The sequence below is a fragment of the Fructilactobacillus vespulae genome (assembly GCF_047324295.1).
Classification (GTDB): Bacteria; Bacillota; Bacilli; order Lactobacillales; family Lactobacillaceae; genus Fructilactobacillus; species Fructilactobacillus vespulae.
Map to the genome: position 1 here is coordinate 724,091 of NZ_CP137138.1, position 17,616 is coordinate 741,706.

Sequence of the window (17,616 nt, forward strand, 5' to 3'; positions counted from 1 at the left end):
AACTTTAACAAGTTACTTTATGATTTTGCCCAAGTATTAAATTCATTAAGATGTTTGCCCAGGTATTGCATGGCTTCTTTTGTAATTTGATTTGCTTCTTCGTCAGCTGCTTTAGGATCTTCATGATAGAAGTCCACGACGAAACCGTGGGCTAAAGCATAATAACGTTCCTTGCGTCCGTAACCGGAATCGTTGAAAAGGCTATCTAATCCAGTTATGTCATTTTTACCAGCATCGTAAACCTTTTGGGCAAGGTCTGAAGAATCTCCAAAAAGTGATTTGGCGTATGTAATTAAAAAGTCATTCATATCAATGATGATTTTCATTCTTTCTTCGTGTTCGATTTTACGTTTACTCATAATTATCACCTCTATGTTCATTTTAGTATAGTTAATGTTGCTTTAAAAGGAAAGCTCTCATTAAAGAATTAGTGGCGACTACTACGCAAGTTGGATTGATTTTTTAACTTGATGGCGTGGCGCTTATACTTTAAAACATCGGCATCGGCTACATAGTTAAAGTGCTTCATTTTCCCGGGATAAGGGCGGTTTGCTAAGCGAATTTTTAACCAATCCTCCATCACTTTTACCATCTGATTGGCTAACTGGATTCGAGTCGGATTATTTTCTTCTTTAATCAAGGGAATCAGGTTAGTTTTGAGTTGGTTAACTAGCTTTAAATGGTAGCTAACTAATTCGTTGTTCAAGGGGGCTTTACAGTATTGATTGAATAGTTCTTGAATCTTGCGCATCGCTGCCTTGGTACTAGGTGGTTGATAAAAACGTTCTTGTTTATTCATGCTGACTCTCCTTTCCCTCATTATAAAAGATGTGTAATAGAAAAGAAAATAATTATCAAGGGTATCGAAAACTCGAATATGGTAACATTAGGAGTACAAGTTTTAAAACGATTAGGGGTGTTTGATTTTGAAAAATATTTTAGCAATTCACACGGGTGGAACCATTTCAATGTCACAAAATGAACAGGGTGGCGTGGTTCAAAATGACGATAACCCAATTGATAATAATGATGTATTAGGATTATCTGATGTAAACATAATTAATGAAGATTTATTCAATTTACCATCACCACAGATGAATTCCAAAACCATGCTTCAAATTACCAAACGAATCCAAAAGGCAATTGCAGATGGAATTGATGGAGTAGTGGTTACCCACGGAACGGATACGTTAGAAGAAACGGCTTACTTCCTAGACTTAACGTTACCTAACACAGTTCCCGTGGTTGTGACCGGGGCCATGCGTTCTTCAAACGAAATTGGGGCGGATGGGGTCTTTAATTTTAAATCAGCAATCCAAGTAGCCGCTGACGACCAGGCCAAAAGTAAGGGAGTTTTGGTTGTCTTTAATACCGGAATTTATGCAGCACGGTTTGTTACCAAAACTCATACTACCAGTGTGGATACGTTTAAAGATCCCATTTACGGCACGTTGGGAACCATTGATCATGATAAGGTGATTTTTGCCCAACAACTAATTGGTAGTGAATATACCGAAGTTAAAGAAGTCGTTGATAATGTCTACTTGTTAAAAGCTTACGCCGGAATGAGTGGAACGATTTTTGATGGAATCAATAACGATCAAACCAAGGGAGTTTTGATTGAAGCGCTCGGAGCAGGTAATTTACCCAAAGAAACTTTACCAGCCGTGCAACGTCTAATTGATCGTGGAATTCCCGTTGTGTTAGTATCTCGTTGTTTTAGTGGATCAGCCCAACCCATCTATGCTTATGCAGGTGGGGGAATCGAGTTAGAAGACATGGGAGTTATTTTCTGTACCCAGTTAAACGGACAAAAAGCACGAATTAAATTAATTGTTGGACTTAGTTGTGGAAAAAAAGGAAAGGACTTATGCGACTACATGGCAAACGCCCTTTCTTAGTTAAATCAGGAGAAATCATTGGACGAAATTATTAAAAAATTACGATATGCAATGGAAAATCAAGCGTTGGTGAACGTGATTCAAGTTGATTCTTCCATCTTTTATACCGGGGCGGTAATTTCAATTGACCGAGTAGGGACAATTTTGAGTACCTATACGGATGATGGATTAACTAACGGCTACGTTTATTTGAAATATTTAGATATTTTTGACGTGGATTTTTACAGTGACGATTTGAGTAAAATGGAAACGCAAATGAAGTTGGTTAAGAGTTTAGACCTGCTTTCTACTGAACAACCAGAGATTAAGTTAAATAAAAAAGTGGATTTGTTAACACAAGTGTTAGGTTCTGCGTTTGTTTACCAACAACCGTTATTGATAATTCAAACGGATAATTCAATGATTGAGGGATTTGTGAGTGCCATTGGGAAACACCAAGTAGAAATGATGGTGTTTGATAAGTTTAATAGTGGAAACGTTAAACGCCAAACCATTGGCAAATCGCAGATTCAATTGGTGGAATTTAAGGGACGGGAACTTAATTTGTTAGCCAATTCTAAAAAGTTGTTGTTAACTAATCATGTTCAGACCGAAACCATCCAGGGCTCATTAGCAATCTTTGCAACCCTCCATCGCTCGTTTGAACTAGGCCGTCGCGTAATTATGATTCCAAAGATTAACCCAGAGTTATTCTTCATTGGTCAGGTAAAGGCGGTCAATGCGGATGCAGTGATTTTTGCGGTAGTCGATATGAACGGGCAGTTTGGTGGTTATGAATTAATTCGATTAGAAGAAATTGATCGAATTGAAACCAAGAGTGATTACTTACGGTTAATTAATCATTTCGTATCTTTAAACATGGCGCAGGTAACCTACTTACAGCCAGTTTTAAATGATGATCGGAGTTTTGATGCCACCGTCGATTTATTCGTTGCCATCACCGAACAGGCCATTAATTTTAAACAATTCTTGCGAATTAAGACGAATGACGGGGAAAGCTACTTTGGGGTTCCGTTTAAACTGGAAAAAGGCAAACTGTCAGTGCGTTACTTAGACAAAGATAAGCCCACTGAACCTCAATTAAAAGAGTTAAATTTAGCCAACATTGATGAATTAGCATTTGGTTATTTAGATACATTTTTAGAGAAAAAGAGAATTATGGATTTGAAGTAGCTGAAGTAATTCAGCTACTTTTATTTAAACTAAGGAGATGGATAAGATGGATATTGGTCAATTGAGTAATCAAATAATCTTGATGTTTATATTAATGGGCGTTGGAGTAGTAATTAATAAACTAAACTTTATGTCAGAAGCAACTTCTAACGACTTAACCAATATTTTGTTATACATTGTGTCACCTTGTTTAATCATCCAGTCATTTGAACAACCTTATTCTGCGACTAGACTAAAGCAGTTTGCGTTGGTACTAGTGGGAGTCAGCGTATTGTATCTGGTTTGTATTGTGATTTCTCATTTTACTTTTTCACGAGTGAAAAACGGTGAGTTACGTCGAATGGCCACCTTTGGAAGTATCTTTTCAAATGCCGGCTTTATGGGAATTCCACTAGCCAGTACCTTGTTTGGAAATGATGGGGTATTCTTTGCGGTTGCGACCCTAGCTGCCTATAACATCTTTAACTGGACGTATGGGATTTCTATTTACCAAAAGAAGAATGGATCTCCACGCACCACCTTTAAACAGCAGGCGATGAAAGCCTTGGTAAATCCCAATATCATTGCAATTTTAATTGGTCTTTTAATTTTTGTAATGTCAATTAAATTACCGGGAGTGATTGCGAAACCAGCAACTTACATTAGTTCCTTAAATACGCCCCTTTCAATGCTAGTGATTGGAAATAGTTTAGCGAAGTCTAGGTTTAAACGCAGTGATTTTTCTACCGCTATGGTGGTGGGAATCGGACTACGAAACTTAGTTTTCCCTTTGTTGGCCTTTGGCTTACTAAAACTAATGACGATTTCTGATGTTAGCTTGTTAACTTCGGTTTTGATGGCGGCTTGTCCCACGGCTGGATTGGTAGTGTTGTTTGCGTTGCAGGCGGATGATAACCCCAAATATGGGATTGCGATGATGACTATTTCGACGGTATTGTCCTTGGTAACCATCCCATTAGTATTTTTCATCATTTCATTAGTATAAAAATAACCCCCGTAAGTTTAATTATCAAAAACTTACGGGGGTTATTTAAAAATTTAAGTGTAACTATGGAGGAAAACGGATGCGTTTATGGCATGAACAACTGATTGATAAGTTACCACGACAACAATTATTAGGACAACACCGTGAATTAGCGGCGTTGCGAGGAAATGGTTGGGGGAAAAAACACGCTACGGTGGACTATGTTTTTCAATATTCTCCATATAAGTTATTTCAATTTCATCAACTAGTGATGAAGGAAATGCAGAGTCGCGGATATAAGCCGGATAGCAAGTGGCAGGATCCGTGCTACCGAGGCAAAACGGTTCCTGCGTATGAACAGCTGACTCCGGTTGCCCTAACTAAGCCAATTTATCCAGAACACAACGCTGAGTATTTAAAGGAGTGTTTGGATAATTTGGCAGGTAAGGGAATTGAAATCAAATTATAAGTCTAAAATGAAGAATTTATCCATGGTCGAATGTTGCGCCGCTTTTAACGGACGAGCTATTTCTTGAAAGCCATATTTTTCATAAACATGGATGGCAGGTGCTAAATTATGATGAGTTTCTAAATATAATTTTTTAAAGCCAGCCTGCTTGGCAAAATCACGAGCCTTATCTAATAATTGATAACTCAATCCCTGGCCGCGTGCAGCTGGACTAAGGTAGAGTTTTTGTAATTCGGCAACGTGATTTTCTAAATCATATTCCGCAATCCCAGCACCACCGTAAACGTGGTTAGCTTCATCAACAGCGACAAAATATTGTCGGTTAGGCTTAGCATCATAAAACTCATTTAAATAATCGAGTTCCGGATCAAAATAGGCGGTCCCCGCAATATCTAAATTATATGATTTTAATGCATCTTGAATAATTTTCTTTAAGGCTAAATTATCATTAGAGTTAATGGGTCTTAATTTTGTCATAGAAATCTCCTAATTTTTTTGCTGATTATAACATCAATTACTAGGTGATTTATATTAAAAAGAATCGAGAAACGTTGTTTTTAGTTATATATAATATTGTTAAAACTAATTAGTCAGTTTGTTTATAGAATTTGAGATAGATAAATTGAACAATCATTTTGATAACAAAGAAGCCAACGGCAAAAATAAATGCCTTTTCTACGTTTTTGGAAGTAAATAAAAAGTACTCAATTAGGAAAAAGATGGCTGCTTCGCATAAACTGGTTAAAATAGCTGCTTTCATAGGATCTCCTTTATTAACGTCAAGATTAGATATTTTCTAGTATAACAAAATGAATTGTTAAATATAAAGGATTAGAGAGCTTGAAAAAATTAATGAAAGGAACTTTAAAATGAATAATTTGTTAGTGATAGTTCGGGGGAATTCAGCAAGTGGTAAAACAACATTAACGAATAAAATACAAAAAGAAATTGGATATGAAAAATGTTTATTGTTAAATCAAGATATTATCCGAAGAAAAATTTTGCATGCGGATGACAATAAAAATAATCCTTCAGTTAAAATGATTGAAAATTTAATTAATTACGGACTTGAAAATTATTCTGTGACAGTTGTAGAAGGTATTTTACGCAGAGACGTTTATGGAAATATGCTGACAAATTTAATTGAGAAAAATAATGCTAATACATTAATATATTATTTGGATATTCCTTTTGAGAAGACACTTAATTATGATCAAATGAAAGAGGTATCATTTGGGTCACAAAGATTAAAACTGTGGTGGCGTGAAAAAGACTATCTAACCAATGACGATATTATTTTAAATGGTTTAGAAAATACTTCTTTTTTTAATATAATTTTGAGAGACATTAACGAAAGAATATAAAATATAAAGGAGCCGCTTAGATATGAAGCGACTCCTTTTATTATTTAGCGTTAGTGCTGATTTCTTTTTTAGTTTGGCGATACTCGTGTTTATAGTAGGCTAGCAATAAAATCAATTGACCAACCAGGAAGAATCCAACTAGAATAAGTGAATCGTGTGATAAATTGGTACTGTTCAAACTAATTAGTTTCTTAAATCCGTCAATGCTATAAGTCATTGGTAAAAAGGCATTGATGGTTTTAAAAAGATGGCCGGATAATTGAATGGCATACGTTCCACCAGACGATGAAGTTTGGAGCATGGTTAGTAGTAATACAATCAAAGCCCCTAATCCGGGAATAAGTTTATTTAGCGCGACGATGATACTGATGAATGTTGCAGAAACTAGTATGAAGAATGGAATAATTAAGATTGGTTGATCAATCTGAATCTTAATAAAGTAGTGGTTAGCGCCTAATAACAAGGCAACTTGGACAATCGATATTATAAATGGGATTAGAAATTCGATAATCCAATATTTTTTCAACGAAACTTTCTTTTTGCTGATAGCTTGTAAGATAAATTGGCTAATCACGATACAACCAACGAAAGAGGTTAGTGAGAAAAAGTATGGTGCCAATGAGGTTCCGTTATTTTTAACCGGATGTTTTTCGACGTTTTTCAAAGCAAGAATATTGGCGTTATTTAGTTTGGGCGAGTTAGTTGTAGGTAGAATGGGGATTTTTTGACCTAATTCTAAATTAGCCTTTGCGACAAATTGAGTCATGGTATTTTTTAATATTTTTGTTGTCGTATAACCCAGCCCTTCAGATGTTACCATGGTAATGGTAGGGTGTTTGTGTTGGACTGGAAATTGGTGCAAGTCATTATTAAATTCATTGTCGAATTTTAAAATGGCATAAACATTACCGTTTTCTAAGTCTTTTTCGGCCTTGGTATTGGTCTCGTGTTTTAGATCAAATAGTTTATTAGTTTCAATCGATTTGAGCACAGAATTATTTTCACTAGCAACGACTGCTACAGGTAAATGTGAAACTTTACCATAAGGATCCATCAGTGCCCCTAAAAATAAGCTAGAATAAATAACGGGTACAATAGATATGCATAATATAGCAAAAATAAGTTTAAACGAAATTTTTTTCATAATATGATACTCCCTCAGTTTTTATATAATTTATCTAACATCCAGATACAATATATATCCAGGGATAAATAATGTCAACAGAAAGAGTGAAAAAAGATGAAATATAGTAAATCATTTTTGGAATCAATTGCCATCACCATTATGTTAGCCGAATTGCCGGCCGATAAATATTTGAAATCAAAAGAAATTAGTCAGGCCATGGGAGTGTCGCATTCTTATTTAAAAAAGATTGCGAATAAATTAAACAGAGCCGAGATTATTAAATCTTCTGCTTCCAAAAATGGGGGATATACTATCAATAAAGATATTAACGAGATTAATCTTTACGATATTTTTGTGGCAGTTGAAGGTGAACAATCGTTTACGGATGCCTATCCAGGTGATGAAATCCAAGATATGTTTATTTCCAAAACGAATATAGAAAAAGGAATTAATGTTACCAATGAAGTCCTATTAGAGGCAGAAAATTCCCTTAAAAACACTTTGAAACAGTGTCGTTTAACTAAAATCATTCCGCAAAATGACCAGGGCGAAGCTATGAAAATTGACTGGGCAAAGATTATTAAAGATAAATATGATGACTAGATTAAAACATCCACAAATTTAATTTGTGGATGTTTTTACTTAATGGATGTGATTTAAATTACTTTGAAAATTAACTATTAAAAAGTAAGCAAATTATGAGCATTTTAATTTAAATGTCGTATAATTGAGTTACAAAAAATATTTCATTTCAAATTGAGGAGAAGAAAAAAATGAACTTTAATGAATTACAAAAAAACCGTCGTTCTATTTATGCCTTAGGTGACAAATTAACCCAATCACCAGAAGAAATTGATGCTGTTATTAAAGAAGCAGTTAGAGAATCTCCTTCTGCCTTTAACTCACAATCAGTTAGAGCCGTTGTTTTAACTGGTGACTCACACAAGAAATTATGGGATATCACACTAGACAAACTCCATGAAGTTTCAAAGAGTGAAGAAGCTTTTGCTAAGACTAGTGAAAAAGTTAATGGCTCATTTAAAGCAGGATTTGGTACTGTATTGCTATACACTGATTCAGATGTTGTTAAAAACTTGGAAGATAGCTTCCCTAGCTATGCTAAAAACTTCTATGACTGGTCTGAACAAGCTCTTGGAATTGCAGATTACTCAATCTGGGTTGCACTAGCTGAAATGGGTATTGGAGCATCAAATCAACATTACAATCCACTAATTGATGATGATGTTAGAAAAGAATTTGATATTCCAGCAAGTTGGACATTAAGAGCCGAAATTCCATTTGGATCAATTGAAGCTCCTGCTGGAGAAAAAGATTACATCTCAGATGATGAACGTTTCAGATTCTTTAAATAAGCTAAAAAGAGTCGTTTGATGAAATAGGAAAGTGTCCCATAAAAGTTAGATGAATATCTAATTTTTATGAGACACTTTTTTTAATTATTATTTTGGGGATTAAAGCGTTCATTTGCTGGTAACCAGAACGTTTTGCAGTCCTTTTTCTGTTCGATTTTAAATTTGATGATTTCAGTAAAAAATTCATCGGGTAGACTGGCTGAGTAGGGAATCTGGATGGTTTTATGTAAACACTTAAAGTTTAATTGCTCTGCTTTAGTAATAAATAGTTTGGTTACTTCTTGGCCTTCCAAGCCAATGGAGTAGTGATTTTTGTAAGCGGAAAAGCCCACAATGTAGGAATTATTTTTAACCAACATGGGTGCATTGTATCTGATTTCTAATTGTAAATCAGGAAAATTATTGGTAACCCATTCTAGAGTTGCCGCGAACTTAATACGATTATTGGGATCTTTAATGGTGTCTAAGTATTCGGCCAGATTATTTATTTTCATGAAGTGGTACTCCTATTATTTATTTAAAGTGATAAAACGCTTTACCGTATATTAAAGCATACCTGGTGAAAATCATGTTGATAAATTAAATTGTTTGTTAGTGTATAATTGTTGATATAAGACACTAAAGAAAGAATAACTGAGAAAGTTAAAAGGAGAATCGTGAAAACTACAATCTTTCAAAGACTATCAATCTTTTTCAAGTATGCCCTAATGCTTCTTATGTTAGGTTTAGGGATTACTATTATCGGATATTTCGCTTTAAATATTTATGAACTGGTATTTGTTTTGATTAAATTCAATGGATATATAGAATTTACGGATATGACGAAAACCATCCTATCTTCATTTTTATGTTTTGAGTTTCTGATTATTATCAAAGAATACTTTGATGATAGCTCGGCGATTCAGTTTGAAAATTATCTATACATCGCTGTCACAGCGCTGGTTAGAACAATCTTGGTATATCATAGTGACTTTATGAAGACCTTAATCCTATCGATATCAATCTTTATTTTAATGATCGCAATTATTTTATATAAGAGATTTGCTGGTTCAAAGCGATAAAAAAAGAGCTTGTCTAAGCTCTTTTTATTTTGTATTAATTTTTTCGTTTGAGACAAACTAACCAAGTTATTTGACCAATCAATAAAATGATGAATAGTGCGTCTAAAACAAACCAGCTAGCTAATTTAGCGGACGGGGTTTGAATAGCTCCGGCACCATCAACGCTTCTTGAAAAAATTAGAGTTGATAGTAGGAGATAAATTATAGATTCGATTAATGATATGTTTTTCCAAATTTTCATGAATTCACTGACCTTTACAATTTTTGTTTAATTATGTTATAGAAATAATTATAATGTAAAGTAACGATTTATTTTAAAATCAATAGACAAGCATAAAAAAGGAGATTTAACTCAGATGTTAGAAACCATAATTAATTCAATAATAGTAGTTATTGCAACCGTTGCAATGATTTATTCTTTTAAACCTCCATATGATAAAGAAACCTTTTTAAAGTCTAATAATGAAAATTTTGTACTATTGTTTTTGGGAATTATTTTAACCATCTGTTTGGCAAAAGTGTTCATACTAATTTCATTAGTTGCAGGTATTAGTTTATTAATAAAATATAAGACTAAAGATTAATACCAGAAACAACACCGCTGTAAAAAGAAATCACTAATAATTTCTTAAAAAATTTATATTGAAAAGTTCCAAAGAAGGGCTATACTAAAATTGATTTTTGTTTCATTTATTTTATTAAAAAAGGAAGTCAAAGATAATGGAATTCAAAAAGTTGATTATGGGAGCTTTAATTAGTTCAACAGTCTTATTTGGTTCTGCAATTGTAGCACCTAGTTTCAATACTATTGACGTTCATGCTACGCAAACGGGGAATGATAGCAACCAGGGTGAAATCGTTGTTAAATATCGTGATCAAAATGGGAACGTTATTCGACAAGCGACAACGGTTATGGGTAAATCTGGGACTAGTTTTAATGCTGCAATCCCAGATATTCCAGGTTACACATTTTCAAACGTTGAAAATGGTGAAAATGATAGTTATGGAACTAAAATGATATTTGGTGGTCCTGATAACGCAACTAACATTATGGAAATGGTACTTGTCTATAAGCAGACTGGTGATACTTCTGCAGCTAGTTCTGCTAATAAGACAGCTAATACTAAGAATGAATCTACAGCTTCAAATTCAAACTCTATGAAGAACAGTGATTCTAAAAATGAAGTAACTGGTAATAATAACCAAAATAAATCAAATACTAGTAAAGTAACGAAAAAAGCAAATAATGGTAGTAATGAAAAAACTTCTAACAAAAATAATTCAGGCAATAACAACAGTTCCAAGGCTGAAAAAAATGATAAGAATAGTGTAAATAGTTCGAAAAAGAATAAAGAACCCCAAAAGAAAAATAACTCTGAGAGTGCTGATAAATCCGAAAAAGCAGAAAAATCTAAACCAAATAATTTACTTACTTGGGGGATTAGTGGGATTGTATTGGTATTAGTTGCAGTGATCTTATTTAGATTATATAAGTTTAAGACAGGTAGCCATTCGAAACATTAATAACTAAAAAATAGTAAAAATAAAAACAACACAATTGAAGTGCCCTATAATTGTTAGACAAAATCTAACAGTTATGGGGTGTTTTTTTATGACAAAATATTCGCAAGAATTTAAAGAAAAACTTGTTCGTCTATATAACGATCAAGATTATTCATACAGTGAAATTGAAAATATTTATAATATAAATCGTAGTTTATTATACGATTGGGCTAATCAGGTTGATATAAATGGTTACCATTCTTTAGCACATCGTGCTAAACGTAAATATAGTCAAAGTTTTAAGTTAGAAGTGATAAAATATTACAAAAATCACGACGAAGGTTATAGTAAAGTAGCCGCTCATTTTAAAATAAATAAATCTCAAGTTAATAAATGGGTTACCGATTTTAAAAATAATGGTATTATTTCTCTCCGCTCAAAAAAGTTAGGACGACCACCTATGAAAAAATCTATATATAAAAAAACATCGAAAAAAATTCCTAAGACTAAAGAGGAGATGTATAAACAAAGGATATTAGATTTAGAAGAAAAGCTATATTACACACAGATGGAGTTAGATATTTCAATAAAATTGAGAGCCTTAAGGGAAGAAAAACGAAATCAACAGAATTAGCCTTGTTGATTGATTCTTTAAGGCAAAAATATAAGTTTAGGCATTTATTACAGTTTTTCAATTTAAATAGGAAAACATATTATGATGCATTAAAACGATCTAAAAAGCCAGATAAATACTATACGTTGAAGAAAGAAATTAAATCTATTTATTTAGAAAGTCACGAAACCTATGGTTATCGTAGGATTTGTTGGATTTTAATTAATAAAGGATATACATATTGTTTGGAAACTGTACGAAAAATAATGCGTGAAATTGGATTAATTTGCACAATATACTCCAGAAGACGAAAATATTCTTCTTTTAAGGGAAAGATAGGTAAAATTGCGCCTAATATTTTGAAGCAAAAATTTAACGAAACGATTCCATATAAGGTACTTCATATAGATATAACACAAGTTAAAATTGGAAAAGATAAATGGGGATATATATCTGCAATAATTGATGAAGCTTCTGGAGAAGTTTTAGCAACTAGTATTAATAAACATCCAAATTGGAAATTAGTTTCAAGTATGTTAGACAAATTAAGTATGCATCTTCCAAAAAAAATAAATCCTTTGATACATTCAGATCAAGGATTTCATTACCAATTAAAATCATATCAGAGAAAGTTAAAAGTTAATGGATACAAACAAAGTATGTCTCGAAAAGGGAATTGTTTGGATAATGCACCAATTGAAAGTCTTTTTAATCTATTAAAGAGAGAATGCTTAAATCGTATTAATATCGATTCTTTAACTACGTTAAAGGAAGAATATAAAAAATATATTAATTGGTTTAATAACGAACGAATTTCAGGTAATAAAAAAGGACTTACACCGGTTGAATACAGGTGTAAATCCTTAAAAATTTAAAATTATATAAAGTGTCTAACTTTTCTATAGCACTTCAAATTTGTGTTGTTTTTTATAATATATTCTAAATATATGGTTATTCATTATTGAATTTTAGTGTTATCCAAACGCTACTTAGAATAAGAATTGTACCAATAACAAATCCCAATGTTAAATTTTCTTTGAGAAATAACCAGCCTAAAATTGTTCCTACAACTGGTTGAAGTAAAAAGAATAATCCTGAATTTCCAGCACTAACCAGCTTTAAACCGTAATTCCACATTATAAATGCTAGGGCTGTTGAAATTATTCCTAAATATAAGAGTGAACTTATTATAATAGGATTATTAAAGTTAATATTTGAAATTGTTTTTGGGCTACTAATAATAAAGGGGGTTATGCAGATAATAGCAACAAAATTTGTCATTATTGTTATTTGTAAAGAGCTATAATCACCGGATAATTTTTTTATTAAAACTGACATTAAAGCCCATGTAAATGCAGCTATAATTAAAGAAATAACTCCTAAAATTATATTTTTACCATTTAAATGAACTCCAGCAATTGCTATAACTCCTGATGTAGCCATAAATATTGAAAGTATTTTTGTCCTAGTTAAAGGTTCTTTTAATATGAACCATGCAAATATTAACATAAAGGTTGGAGTTGCTGATGTTATTACGGCTCCAGTTTGAGCATCTGATAAAAATGTACCAGTTTCCTGAGCAATAATAGATATTGTATTACCAATTAAACCAATTATAAAAATTAGACCTAAATCTTTTTTGTTAATTTTCCATTTTTCTCTTTTTAATAGTGAAAATAAGGATAAAGCTAATATAGCTATTAAATAACGTAACCAAACTAGTTCAATTGGTGGGATATAATCAACTACAATTTTAACAACAACATACATTCCACCCCAAATACTTGCAGCTAAACTTAATAAAATTGGTCCTAAAATATTTTTAACTTTCATTTTTAATTCCTCCGCTTATATATTTATCAAGATGATGATAAACAGCGGAAATATCCGCTGCTTAGCGGATAGATGGAACATCACATTCATTTAATGGTGAATAAATCAAGATAACACCTCCAATTAAAAAGATATAAACTAATATTAACATTTTAATTTAAAAACCATAATAATTTTTAGCGTTTTCATGAAATGTTTTATACTTATTTAATTAGATATTATTTTTTAGAAAGCCGGTTTCAATGAAAATTATTCAAAAGATCATTAAAGATCGAATCTTACTAATTAGCTTACTATTGGCAGTAGCATCATTATTATTTTGTAGACCAACACGAATCGATATTGATTGGAATACGATTATTTCACTATTGATGTTAATGATTTCAATTCAAATCGTGCAATATAGCGGCTTGCTGATCTTTATTTCGCAGACATTAACCAAATACACTTCCAATACCCGTAACTTAGTGACGTTATTTGTTTTAATATCTTTCTTTAGTTCGATGTTTTTAACCAATGACGTTGCCATAATTAGTTTGATTCCACTACTAGCAATTACTTTGAAAAATACCAAAGTCTTTAAAGGCTATCCGGTAATTTTAATCTGTTTAGCTGCTAATTTAGGGAGTATGTTTACACCAATCGGTAATCCCCAAAACTTGTTTCTATTTAATTTTTTCCACCTAAAGATTAAGGATTTTTTTACGTTAGGATTTCCCATTTGTTTGGTTAGTTTGTTGGTACTATTAGGGTTGTGTCGAATGTATCCCAAAGTAAAAGTTGATAGTTTAGCAACGAATACCACTAAGATTTCAGTGAAAAATTTAGTGGTTGCTTTGATTACTTTTTTATTTGTTATTTTAAGCATTATCAACTTAATTCCAATGGAAGTTGCTTTAGTGTTAGCCATAATTAATACGATTATTGTAGATAAAAAAATATTTATGGACGTTGATTATTCAATCTTAATTACCTTTATTTGTTTTTTTATTGCCGTTAGTGGGGTTAAACAACTCGGAATAATCGCAGCAATCTTAAATAACGTTGGTAATAACAAGTTTTATATTTATTACAGCAGTATTTTATTTAGTCAGGTATTTAGTAACGTTCCGACCGCAATTTTAATTGCTCCGTTTACGAATCATTATGCTGCGATTTATTTAGGGACTAACATTGGTGGACTAGGAACTCCCGTGGCTTCATTAGCCAATTTATTAGCGTATAAGCAATTTAAGTTGAACTTTCCAGAAGAAAAACAAAAACGTTATGTGGTGATTTATACGGTTTGTAATGTCTTACTTTTAATTCCACTAGTTAGTTTAGGTTTGTATCTTTTAGCCAAATAAAAAACCAACCTAATGGTTGGTTTTTTTGTTATCTATTCTTTTTCCTTTAACGTAACTGCAGTTCCATACGCAGTAATCGAAACCATATCAGTACTGATTGATCCCGAGTCAAACCGCATCATGACCACTGCGTCAGCACCCATTTCAGCAGCGTTAACGCGCATCCGGTCAATTGATTCTTCCCGAGCTTTTTCCAGCATATCAGTGTATGAACGAATTTCACCACCGACGATATTTTTTAAACCAGCCACCATATTGCTAAAAACATTTTTGGATTGGACGGTCATTCCAAAAACTTCGCCAATTACAGATTCAATTTCGTAATTTTTAATGTTTTCGGTTGTGGTAACTAGCATTTTATCTTTCATGAATTTGCTCCTTGATTTTATTCGTTATAAGAGTGGCAACTTGGAAGTTACGATCATTGCTCAAGATGTGAGGGAGGGCGGTTTCTAACCATTCCAACCCGGATAGGGGAACACCCCAAAGATAGAGGTGTGTCTCTACGTTACCTTGAGAATTAATGGGATGGTAACTGTTTTGATCTACGTTAACTGCGGGACTAGTTTTAACTTGTCCATCGTTCAATTTAAATTGATAGTTAGTTAAAATTCCAGCTTGTTTTAATTGATTTAACACTGGATTAGTAGTGTGAGTTAGGTTAGCGCTTGGTAGTCTAGCCTCAATTAATGCATCGGCGGAGAAAATTTCTTTAGGATAAAACTTAGACCGACCAATGAACTTATGATTAGCACCGATTACTTGAAGTTGTGGCCCTAAGATAGTGACGATTCCGGCCTGCATTAGTGCGCGTAACTGTTGGTAACGTTCAACTGGAGGACCTGAAGTTAGGAAGTTTGTGAGCGTGACGAATTCACCTAAAAACTGGTTCAGGTATTCGTCGGCTGTAAAGTAATGTTTAGCAACCAGAGCTTGAATGGTGGTTCTTAAATCAACGATGGTACTTAAGGCCCCGGTAATGGGTGCGTTGTTGGCACCGGATTTAGCGTCATTTGTAATAATATCAATCCACTGTAAAAGAATTTTTTGGTAACTTTCGATGGTCGTAATTGCCGTTCCAGCAACTGGATTAGCTAATAGTTCCCAGTTGAGTTGGTCTTCTGGGTTAAGCTTAAATTGTTCGGCAATTTCTGCAGGATTGGGATTAGCTACAAACGCTTGATTAAATTCGGCTAGGTTAATTTGTTCGTACTTTTGCGGTAACAAAATTTGATAATGTTGAAACTCAATTTCGGCTTTAAAGAGACGATAAAAGTCAGCATAGGGAAGTTTGCCATCCACTAAGTGTTGTTTGATTTGAGTTTCGTTTAAGAATTGTAAGTGGCGGTGTTCAGAAACCGCTAATTGATTCTTCGGTTTGGGGAAGTATGGCACTCCACGACGAGAACCCACCACCATTTTCGGTTCCTTACCACTAGGATGATAAACCAGAGTGTCGGCCTTAGTGGTAGTGTAATAGCCCCCGCGGTCTAGGGTTAATTTAGTAAGATAATCAAAAAAGTTTAAACCCAGTCCCCGTAGCAAAACGGTTTGGTCCGCAGTAATTTCAGCTAACTCGTGTTCGTTAGCGTAAGAAGGGGTGTAGTAGGTTAGTTCATTTTCGCTAGCATACTTTTGTAGTGATTGGGCATCTGCTGATGGTTCGTTATTTGAGGCCCCGGTGCTGATGATAACCTGGTCGTAACTTTGGGTTAACTGATTAGTGGCTAAGGAAAAACCAGCTTCCGTTTTGTCCAAACTAGTGACTAATTCTTGGTGGAAATTAACCTGAATGTTTTCAGGTAGTTTTTGTAGAGTTTGTTGGTAGAACCACTTAGCGTAGAAACCAAAGAGCGCCCGAGCAGGGAAGTCATTAGGTTCCAATGCCTGGATGGCCTCCGTAAGTTCTGCGGCATTGTCAGCTTCTTTGACCATTGTTAAAGCAGTATCAGTTTTTAACCAGTCATACAGACTAGGTCCAGTGGGTTGTGTTTCGTTTAAATCGTTGAAAAGGGTGATTAATTGTGCAGTAGAATTCATGATTAGGCTGAGAGATTGATCAGTCCGCCAAACTCTTCCTCCAACGGGAAAAGGATCATAAATATCGATTTGGGCGGGTTCGTTAATTTCTTTAACCAGTTGATTTAAAAGAATTAGGCCCCGAGGTCCCGCACCAATAATTGCAATTTTCATTTGAAAGCTCCCTTCATATCCTATAACAGCTATGGTAGCATATTTTTACAATTTTTTTTATAATAAAGTTATTAGGGGGTGTTGAAATGGGACCAATGATTCCAGAAACGATGGATCAAATTCGCCAACGGATGGTGCTTTTAGAACAAGAAGGTCATCCGATGACAGAAGATGATTTAATTTACCAAACCATTCAGGATTTACTGCAATTATATTTAGATAATGCCGAAGAAGGCCATTACGATACAGTTAAACCGGTCGATGAAAAAACACTCAACTTTGTGGACATTCACAACCAAAAAATTGGCGAATTTAAAGCCAATAGTAAAAGCCTCGTAAATGACTTTAAAACCTCTGACTTCAAGATGTTGTTAGATTTAGAAGAAGCAGCAATAAAAATTTCTAAATTATAAATCATAAAATTTATGTTGACATTCATTTTACTTTCTTGTTAAGATTATCCCAACTTGAAAGTAGTAATTTTAAAAAGACGTCTAGCGAGTTTTCAGTTTGGTGAAATGGAAAACCGTCGAATAAAATGAAGGCAGTCAAGCAACTAGATTTTAATAGAATTCTTAATGCGCATTAAGACGATGAGATAGCAAGTGTGAGCTTGTTATAAAATAAGGTGGAACAGTGTTACAGACGCCCTTGTACTTAAAAAGTACAGGGGCGTTTTTTATTATTGTTAATTAGG

At 33.5% G+C, this 17,616-nt stretch carries 24 protein-coding genes; 14 read left to right on the forward strand and 10 right to left on the reverse strand.

The window, feature by feature from the left end; translation table 11 throughout:
- Positions 1 to 17: 17 nt before the first annotated feature.
- Entirely contained in the window at positions 18 to 359 is a 342-nt protein-coding gene (locus tag R4B61_RS03345; protein WP_413628226.1) for a hypothetical protein, read from the reverse strand.
- 68 nt (positions 360 to 427) lie between these two features.
- Positions 428 to 799 (reverse strand): hypothetical protein, encoded by a 372-nt coding sequence (locus R4B61_RS03350; RefSeq protein ID WP_413628227.1) that lies wholly within the window; start codon positions 797 to 799, stop codon positions 428 to 430.
- 124 nt (positions 800 to 923) lie between these two features.
- On the opposite strand from R4B61_RS03350, the gene R4B61_RS03355 reads away from it, so the two are divergent.
- The 4 genes from R4B61_RS03355 to R4B61_RS03370 all read left to right on the forward strand — a co-directional run bounded on the left by R4B61_RS03355 (position 924) and on the right by R4B61_RS03370 (position 4,507).
- Positions 924 to 1,901 carry an asparaginase gene (locus R4B61_RS03355; protein WP_413628287.1) on the forward strand — a complete coding sequence of 326 codons (978 nt, stop codon included), beginning with the start codon at positions 924 to 926 and terminating at the stop codon, positions 1,899 to 1,901.
- Between the two features lie 18 nt (positions 1,902 to 1,919).
- Positions 1,920 to 3,074 carry a hypothetical protein gene (locus R4B61_RS03360; RefSeq protein WP_413628228.1) on the forward strand — a complete coding sequence of 385 codons (1,155 nt, stop codon included), beginning with the start codon at positions 1,920 to 1,922 and terminating at the stop codon, positions 3,072 to 3,074.
- A 46-nt stretch (positions 3,075 to 3,120) separates the two neighbouring features.
- On the forward strand, positions 3,121 to 4,059 hold the full coding sequence (locus R4B61_RS03365; protein WP_413628229.1) for an AEC family transporter: 939 nt from the start codon (positions 3,121 to 3,123) through the stop codon (positions 4,057 to 4,059).
- 79 nt (positions 4,060 to 4,138) lie between these two features.
- Positions 4,139 to 4,507, forward strand: coding sequence for a TIGR02328 family protein (locus R4B61_RS03370; RefSeq protein ID WP_413628230.1), 369 nt, complete (start codon positions 4,139 to 4,141; stop codon positions 4,505 to 4,507).
- Here the strand turns inward: R4B61_RS03370 and R4B61_RS03375 are convergent.
- Both R4B61_RS03375 and R4B61_RS03380 read right to left on the reverse strand, forming a co-directional pair.
- A complete protein-coding gene (locus tag R4B61_RS03375) occupies positions 4,502 to 4,984 on the reverse strand; it encodes a GNAT family N-acetyltransferase (RefSeq protein WP_413628231.1) in 483 nt (160 codons plus the stop codon). The genes R4B61_RS03370 and R4B61_RS03375 overlap by 6 nt on opposite strands.
- Before the next feature lie 109 nt (positions 4,985 to 5,093).
- Positions 5,094 to 5,267, reverse strand: coding sequence for a hypothetical protein (locus R4B61_RS03380; RefSeq protein WP_413628232.1), 174 nt, complete (start codon positions 5,265 to 5,267; stop codon positions 5,094 to 5,096).
- A 109-nt stretch (positions 5,268 to 5,376) separates the two neighbouring features.
- On the opposite strand from R4B61_RS03380, the gene R4B61_RS03385 reads away from it, so the two are divergent.
- Positions 5,377 to 5,871, forward strand: coding sequence for a zeta toxin family protein (locus R4B61_RS03385; RefSeq protein WP_413628233.1), 495 nt, complete (start codon positions 5,377 to 5,379; stop codon positions 5,869 to 5,871).
- Positions 5,872 to 5,911: 40 nt separating this feature from the next.
- On the opposite strand, the gene R4B61_RS03390 is transcribed toward R4B61_RS03385, so the two are convergent.
- A complete protein-coding gene (locus tag R4B61_RS03390; RefSeq protein WP_413628234.1) occupies positions 5,912 to 7,015 on the reverse strand; it encodes a YhgE/Pip domain-containing protein in 1,104 nt (367 codons plus the stop codon).
- 96 nt (positions 7,016 to 7,111) lie between these two features.
- On the opposite strand from R4B61_RS03390, the gene R4B61_RS03395 reads away from it, so the two are divergent.
- Both R4B61_RS03395 and R4B61_RS03400 read left to right on the forward strand, forming a co-directional pair.
- Entirely contained in the window at positions 7,112 to 7,600 is a 489-nt protein-coding gene (locus R4B61_RS03395; RefSeq protein ID WP_413628235.1) for an RrF2 family transcriptional regulator, read from the forward strand.
- Positions 7,601 to 7,770: 170 nt separating this feature from the next.
- On the forward strand, positions 7,771 to 8,370 hold the full coding sequence (locus tag R4B61_RS03400) for a nitroreductase family protein (protein ID WP_413628236.1): 600 nt from the start codon (positions 7,771 to 7,773) through the stop codon (positions 8,368 to 8,370).
- A gap of 80 nt (positions 8,371 to 8,450) precedes the next feature.
- Here R4B61_RS03400 and R4B61_RS03405 read toward each other — a convergent pair whose 3' ends face one another.
- A complete protein-coding gene (locus R4B61_RS03405; RefSeq protein ID WP_413628237.1) occupies positions 8,451 to 8,864 on the reverse strand; it encodes an iron chaperone in 414 nt (137 codons plus the stop codon).
- Positions 8,865 to 9,026: 162 nt separating this feature from the next.
- On the opposite strand from R4B61_RS03405, the gene R4B61_RS03410 reads away from it, so the two are divergent.
- Complete coding sequence (locus R4B61_RS03410) at positions 9,027 to 9,431, forward strand: phosphate-starvation-inducible PsiE family protein (protein ID WP_413628238.1); 405 nt, start codon at positions 9,027 to 9,029, stop codon at positions 9,429 to 9,431.
- A gap of 34 nt (positions 9,432 to 9,465) precedes the next feature.
- On the opposite strand, the gene R4B61_RS03415 is transcribed toward R4B61_RS03410, so the two are convergent.
- Positions 9,466 to 9,672, reverse strand: a complete 207-nt coding sequence (locus R4B61_RS03415) for a DUF3923 family protein (protein WP_413628239.1) — start codon at positions 9,670 to 9,672, stop codon at positions 9,466 to 9,468.
- Between the two features lie 115 nt (positions 9,673 to 9,787).
- Here R4B61_RS03415 and R4B61_RS03420 point away from each other — a divergent pair, with 115 nt between their 5' ends.
- From R4B61_RS03420 to R4B61_RS03435, 4 genes are all read left to right on the forward strand, one after another.
- On the forward strand, positions 9,788 to 10,015 hold the full coding sequence (locus R4B61_RS03420; RefSeq protein WP_413628240.1) for a hypothetical protein: 228 nt from the start codon (positions 9,788 to 9,790) through the stop codon (positions 10,013 to 10,015).
- 136 nt (positions 10,016 to 10,151) lie between these two features.
- Positions 10,152 to 10,955: a MucBP domain-containing protein gene (locus tag R4B61_RS03425; protein ID WP_413628241.1), complete on the forward strand. Its 804-nt coding sequence runs from the start codon at positions 10,152 to 10,154 to the stop codon at positions 10,953 to 10,955.
- Between the two features lie 88 nt (positions 10,956 to 11,043).
- Entirely contained in the window at positions 11,044 to 11,568 is a 525-nt protein-coding gene (locus tag R4B61_RS03430) for a transposase (RefSeq protein ID WP_413628242.1), read from the forward strand.
- A 5-nt stretch (positions 11,569 to 11,573) separates the two neighbouring features.
- Positions 11,574 to 12,422 (forward strand): IS3 family transposase, encoded by an 849-nt coding sequence (locus R4B61_RS03435; protein ID WP_413628243.1) that lies wholly within the window; start codon positions 11,574 to 11,576, stop codon positions 12,420 to 12,422.
- A gap of 76 nt (positions 12,423 to 12,498) precedes the next feature.
- Here the strand turns inward: R4B61_RS03435 and R4B61_RS03440 are convergent, their stop codons facing one another.
- Entirely contained in the window at positions 12,499 to 13,380 is an 882-nt protein-coding gene (locus tag R4B61_RS03440; RefSeq protein WP_413628244.1) for a DMT family transporter, read from the reverse strand.
- A gap of 242 nt (positions 13,381 to 13,622) precedes the next feature.
- Here R4B61_RS03440 and R4B61_RS03445 point away from each other — a divergent pair, with 242 nt between their 5' ends.
- Positions 13,623 to 14,726, forward strand: a complete 1,104-nt coding sequence (locus R4B61_RS03445) for an SLC13 family permease (RefSeq protein ID WP_413628245.1) — start codon at positions 13,623 to 13,625, stop codon at positions 14,724 to 14,726.
- 32 nt (positions 14,727 to 14,758) lie between these two features.
- On the opposite strand, the gene R4B61_RS03450 is transcribed toward R4B61_RS03445, so the two are convergent.
- Together R4B61_RS03450 and R4B61_RS03455 are read right to left on the reverse strand one after the other, a co-directional pair.
- Positions 14,759 to 15,094 (reverse strand): heavy metal-binding domain-containing protein, encoded by a 336-nt coding sequence (locus tag R4B61_RS03450; protein ID WP_413628246.1) that lies wholly within the window; start codon positions 15,092 to 15,094, stop codon positions 14,759 to 14,761.
- Positions 15,084 to 16,919: an FAD/NAD(P)-binding protein gene (locus tag R4B61_RS03455; protein ID WP_413628247.1), complete on the reverse strand. Its 1,836-nt coding sequence runs from the start codon at positions 16,917 to 16,919 to the stop codon at positions 15,084 to 15,086. The genes R4B61_RS03450 and R4B61_RS03455 overlap by 11 nt, the downstream gene beginning before the upstream one ends.
- An 86-nt stretch (positions 16,920 to 17,005) precedes the next feature.
- Here R4B61_RS03455 and R4B61_RS03460 point away from each other — a divergent pair, with 86 nt between their 5' ends.
- Positions 17,006 to 17,332, forward strand: coding sequence for a hypothetical protein (locus tag R4B61_RS03460; protein ID WP_413628248.1), 327 nt, complete (start codon positions 17,006 to 17,008; stop codon positions 17,330 to 17,332).
- The last annotated feature ends 284 nt before the right edge of the window (positions 17,333 to 17,616 follow it).

Excerpts from the sequence above, each read along its gene's own strand:
- R4B61_RS03345 (WP_413628226.1), bottom strand. The coding sequence starts at position 359 with ATGAGTAAACGTAAAATCGAACACGAAGAAAGAATGAAAATCATCATT.
- R4B61_RS03350 (WP_413628227.1), bottom strand. The coding sequence starts at position 799 with ATGAATAAACAAGAACGTTTTTATCAACCACCTAGTACCAAGGCAGCG.
- R4B61_RS03365 (WP_413628229.1), top strand. The coding sequence starts at position 3,121 with ATGGATATTGGTCAATTGAGTAATCAAATAATCTTGATGTTTATATTA.
- R4B61_RS03370 (WP_413628230.1), top strand. The coding sequence starts at position 4,139 with ATGCGTTTATGGCATGAACAACTGATTGATAAGTTACCACGACAACAA.
- R4B61_RS03375 (WP_413628231.1), bottom strand. The coding sequence starts at position 4,984 with ATGACAAAATTAAGACCCATTAACTCTAATGATAATTTAGCCTTAAAG.
- R4B61_RS03380 (WP_413628232.1), bottom strand. The coding sequence starts at position 5,267 with ATGAAAGCAGCTATTTTAACCAGTTTATGCGAAGCAGCCATCTTTTTC.
- R4B61_RS03385 (WP_413628233.1), top strand. The coding sequence starts at position 5,377 with ATGAATAATTTGTTAGTGATAGTTCGGGGGAATTCAGCAAGTGGTAAA.
- R4B61_RS03390 (WP_413628234.1), bottom strand. The coding sequence starts at position 7,015 with ATGAAAAAAATTTCGTTTAAACTTATTTTTGCTATATTATGCATATCT.
- R4B61_RS03395 (WP_413628235.1), top strand. The coding sequence starts at position 7,112 with ATGAAATATAGTAAATCATTTTTGGAATCAATTGCCATCACCATTATG.
- R4B61_RS03400 (WP_413628236.1), top strand. The coding sequence starts at position 7,771 with ATGAACTTTAATGAATTACAAAAAAACCGTCGTTCTATTTATGCCTTA.
- R4B61_RS03405 (WP_413628237.1), bottom strand. The coding sequence starts at position 8,864 with ATGAAAATAAATAATCTGGCCGAATACTTAGACACCATTAAAGATCCC.
- R4B61_RS03415 (WP_413628239.1), bottom strand. The coding sequence starts at position 9,672 with ATGAAAATTTGGAAAAACATATCATTAATCGAATCTATAATTTATCTC.
- R4B61_RS03420 (WP_413628240.1), top strand. The coding sequence starts at position 9,788 with ATGTTAGAAACCATAATTAATTCAATAATAGTAGTTATTGCAACCGTT.
- R4B61_RS03425 (WP_413628241.1), top strand. The coding sequence starts at position 10,152 with ATGGAATTCAAAAAGTTGATTATGGGAGCTTTAATTAGTTCAACAGTC.
- R4B61_RS03430 (WP_413628242.1), top strand. The coding sequence starts at position 11,044 with ATGACAAAATATTCGCAAGAATTTAAAGAAAAACTTGTTCGTCTATAT.
- R4B61_RS03440 (WP_413628244.1), bottom strand. The coding sequence starts at position 13,380 with ATGAAAGTTAAAAATATTTTAGGACCAATTTTATTAAGTTTAGCTGCA.
- R4B61_RS03445 (WP_413628245.1), top strand. The coding sequence starts at position 13,623 with ATGAAAATTATTCAAAAGATCATTAAAGATCGAATCTTACTAATTAGC.
- R4B61_RS03450 (WP_413628246.1), bottom strand. The coding sequence starts at position 15,094 with ATGAAAGATAAAATGCTAGTTACCACAACCGAAAACATTAAAAATTAC.
- R4B61_RS03455 (WP_413628247.1), bottom strand. The coding sequence starts at position 16,919 with ATGAAAATTGCAATTATTGGTGCGGGACCTCGGGGCCTAATTCTTTTA.
- R4B61_RS03460 (WP_413628248.1), top strand. The coding sequence starts at position 17,006 with ATGGGACCAATGATTCCAGAAACGATGGATCAAATTCGCCAACGGATG.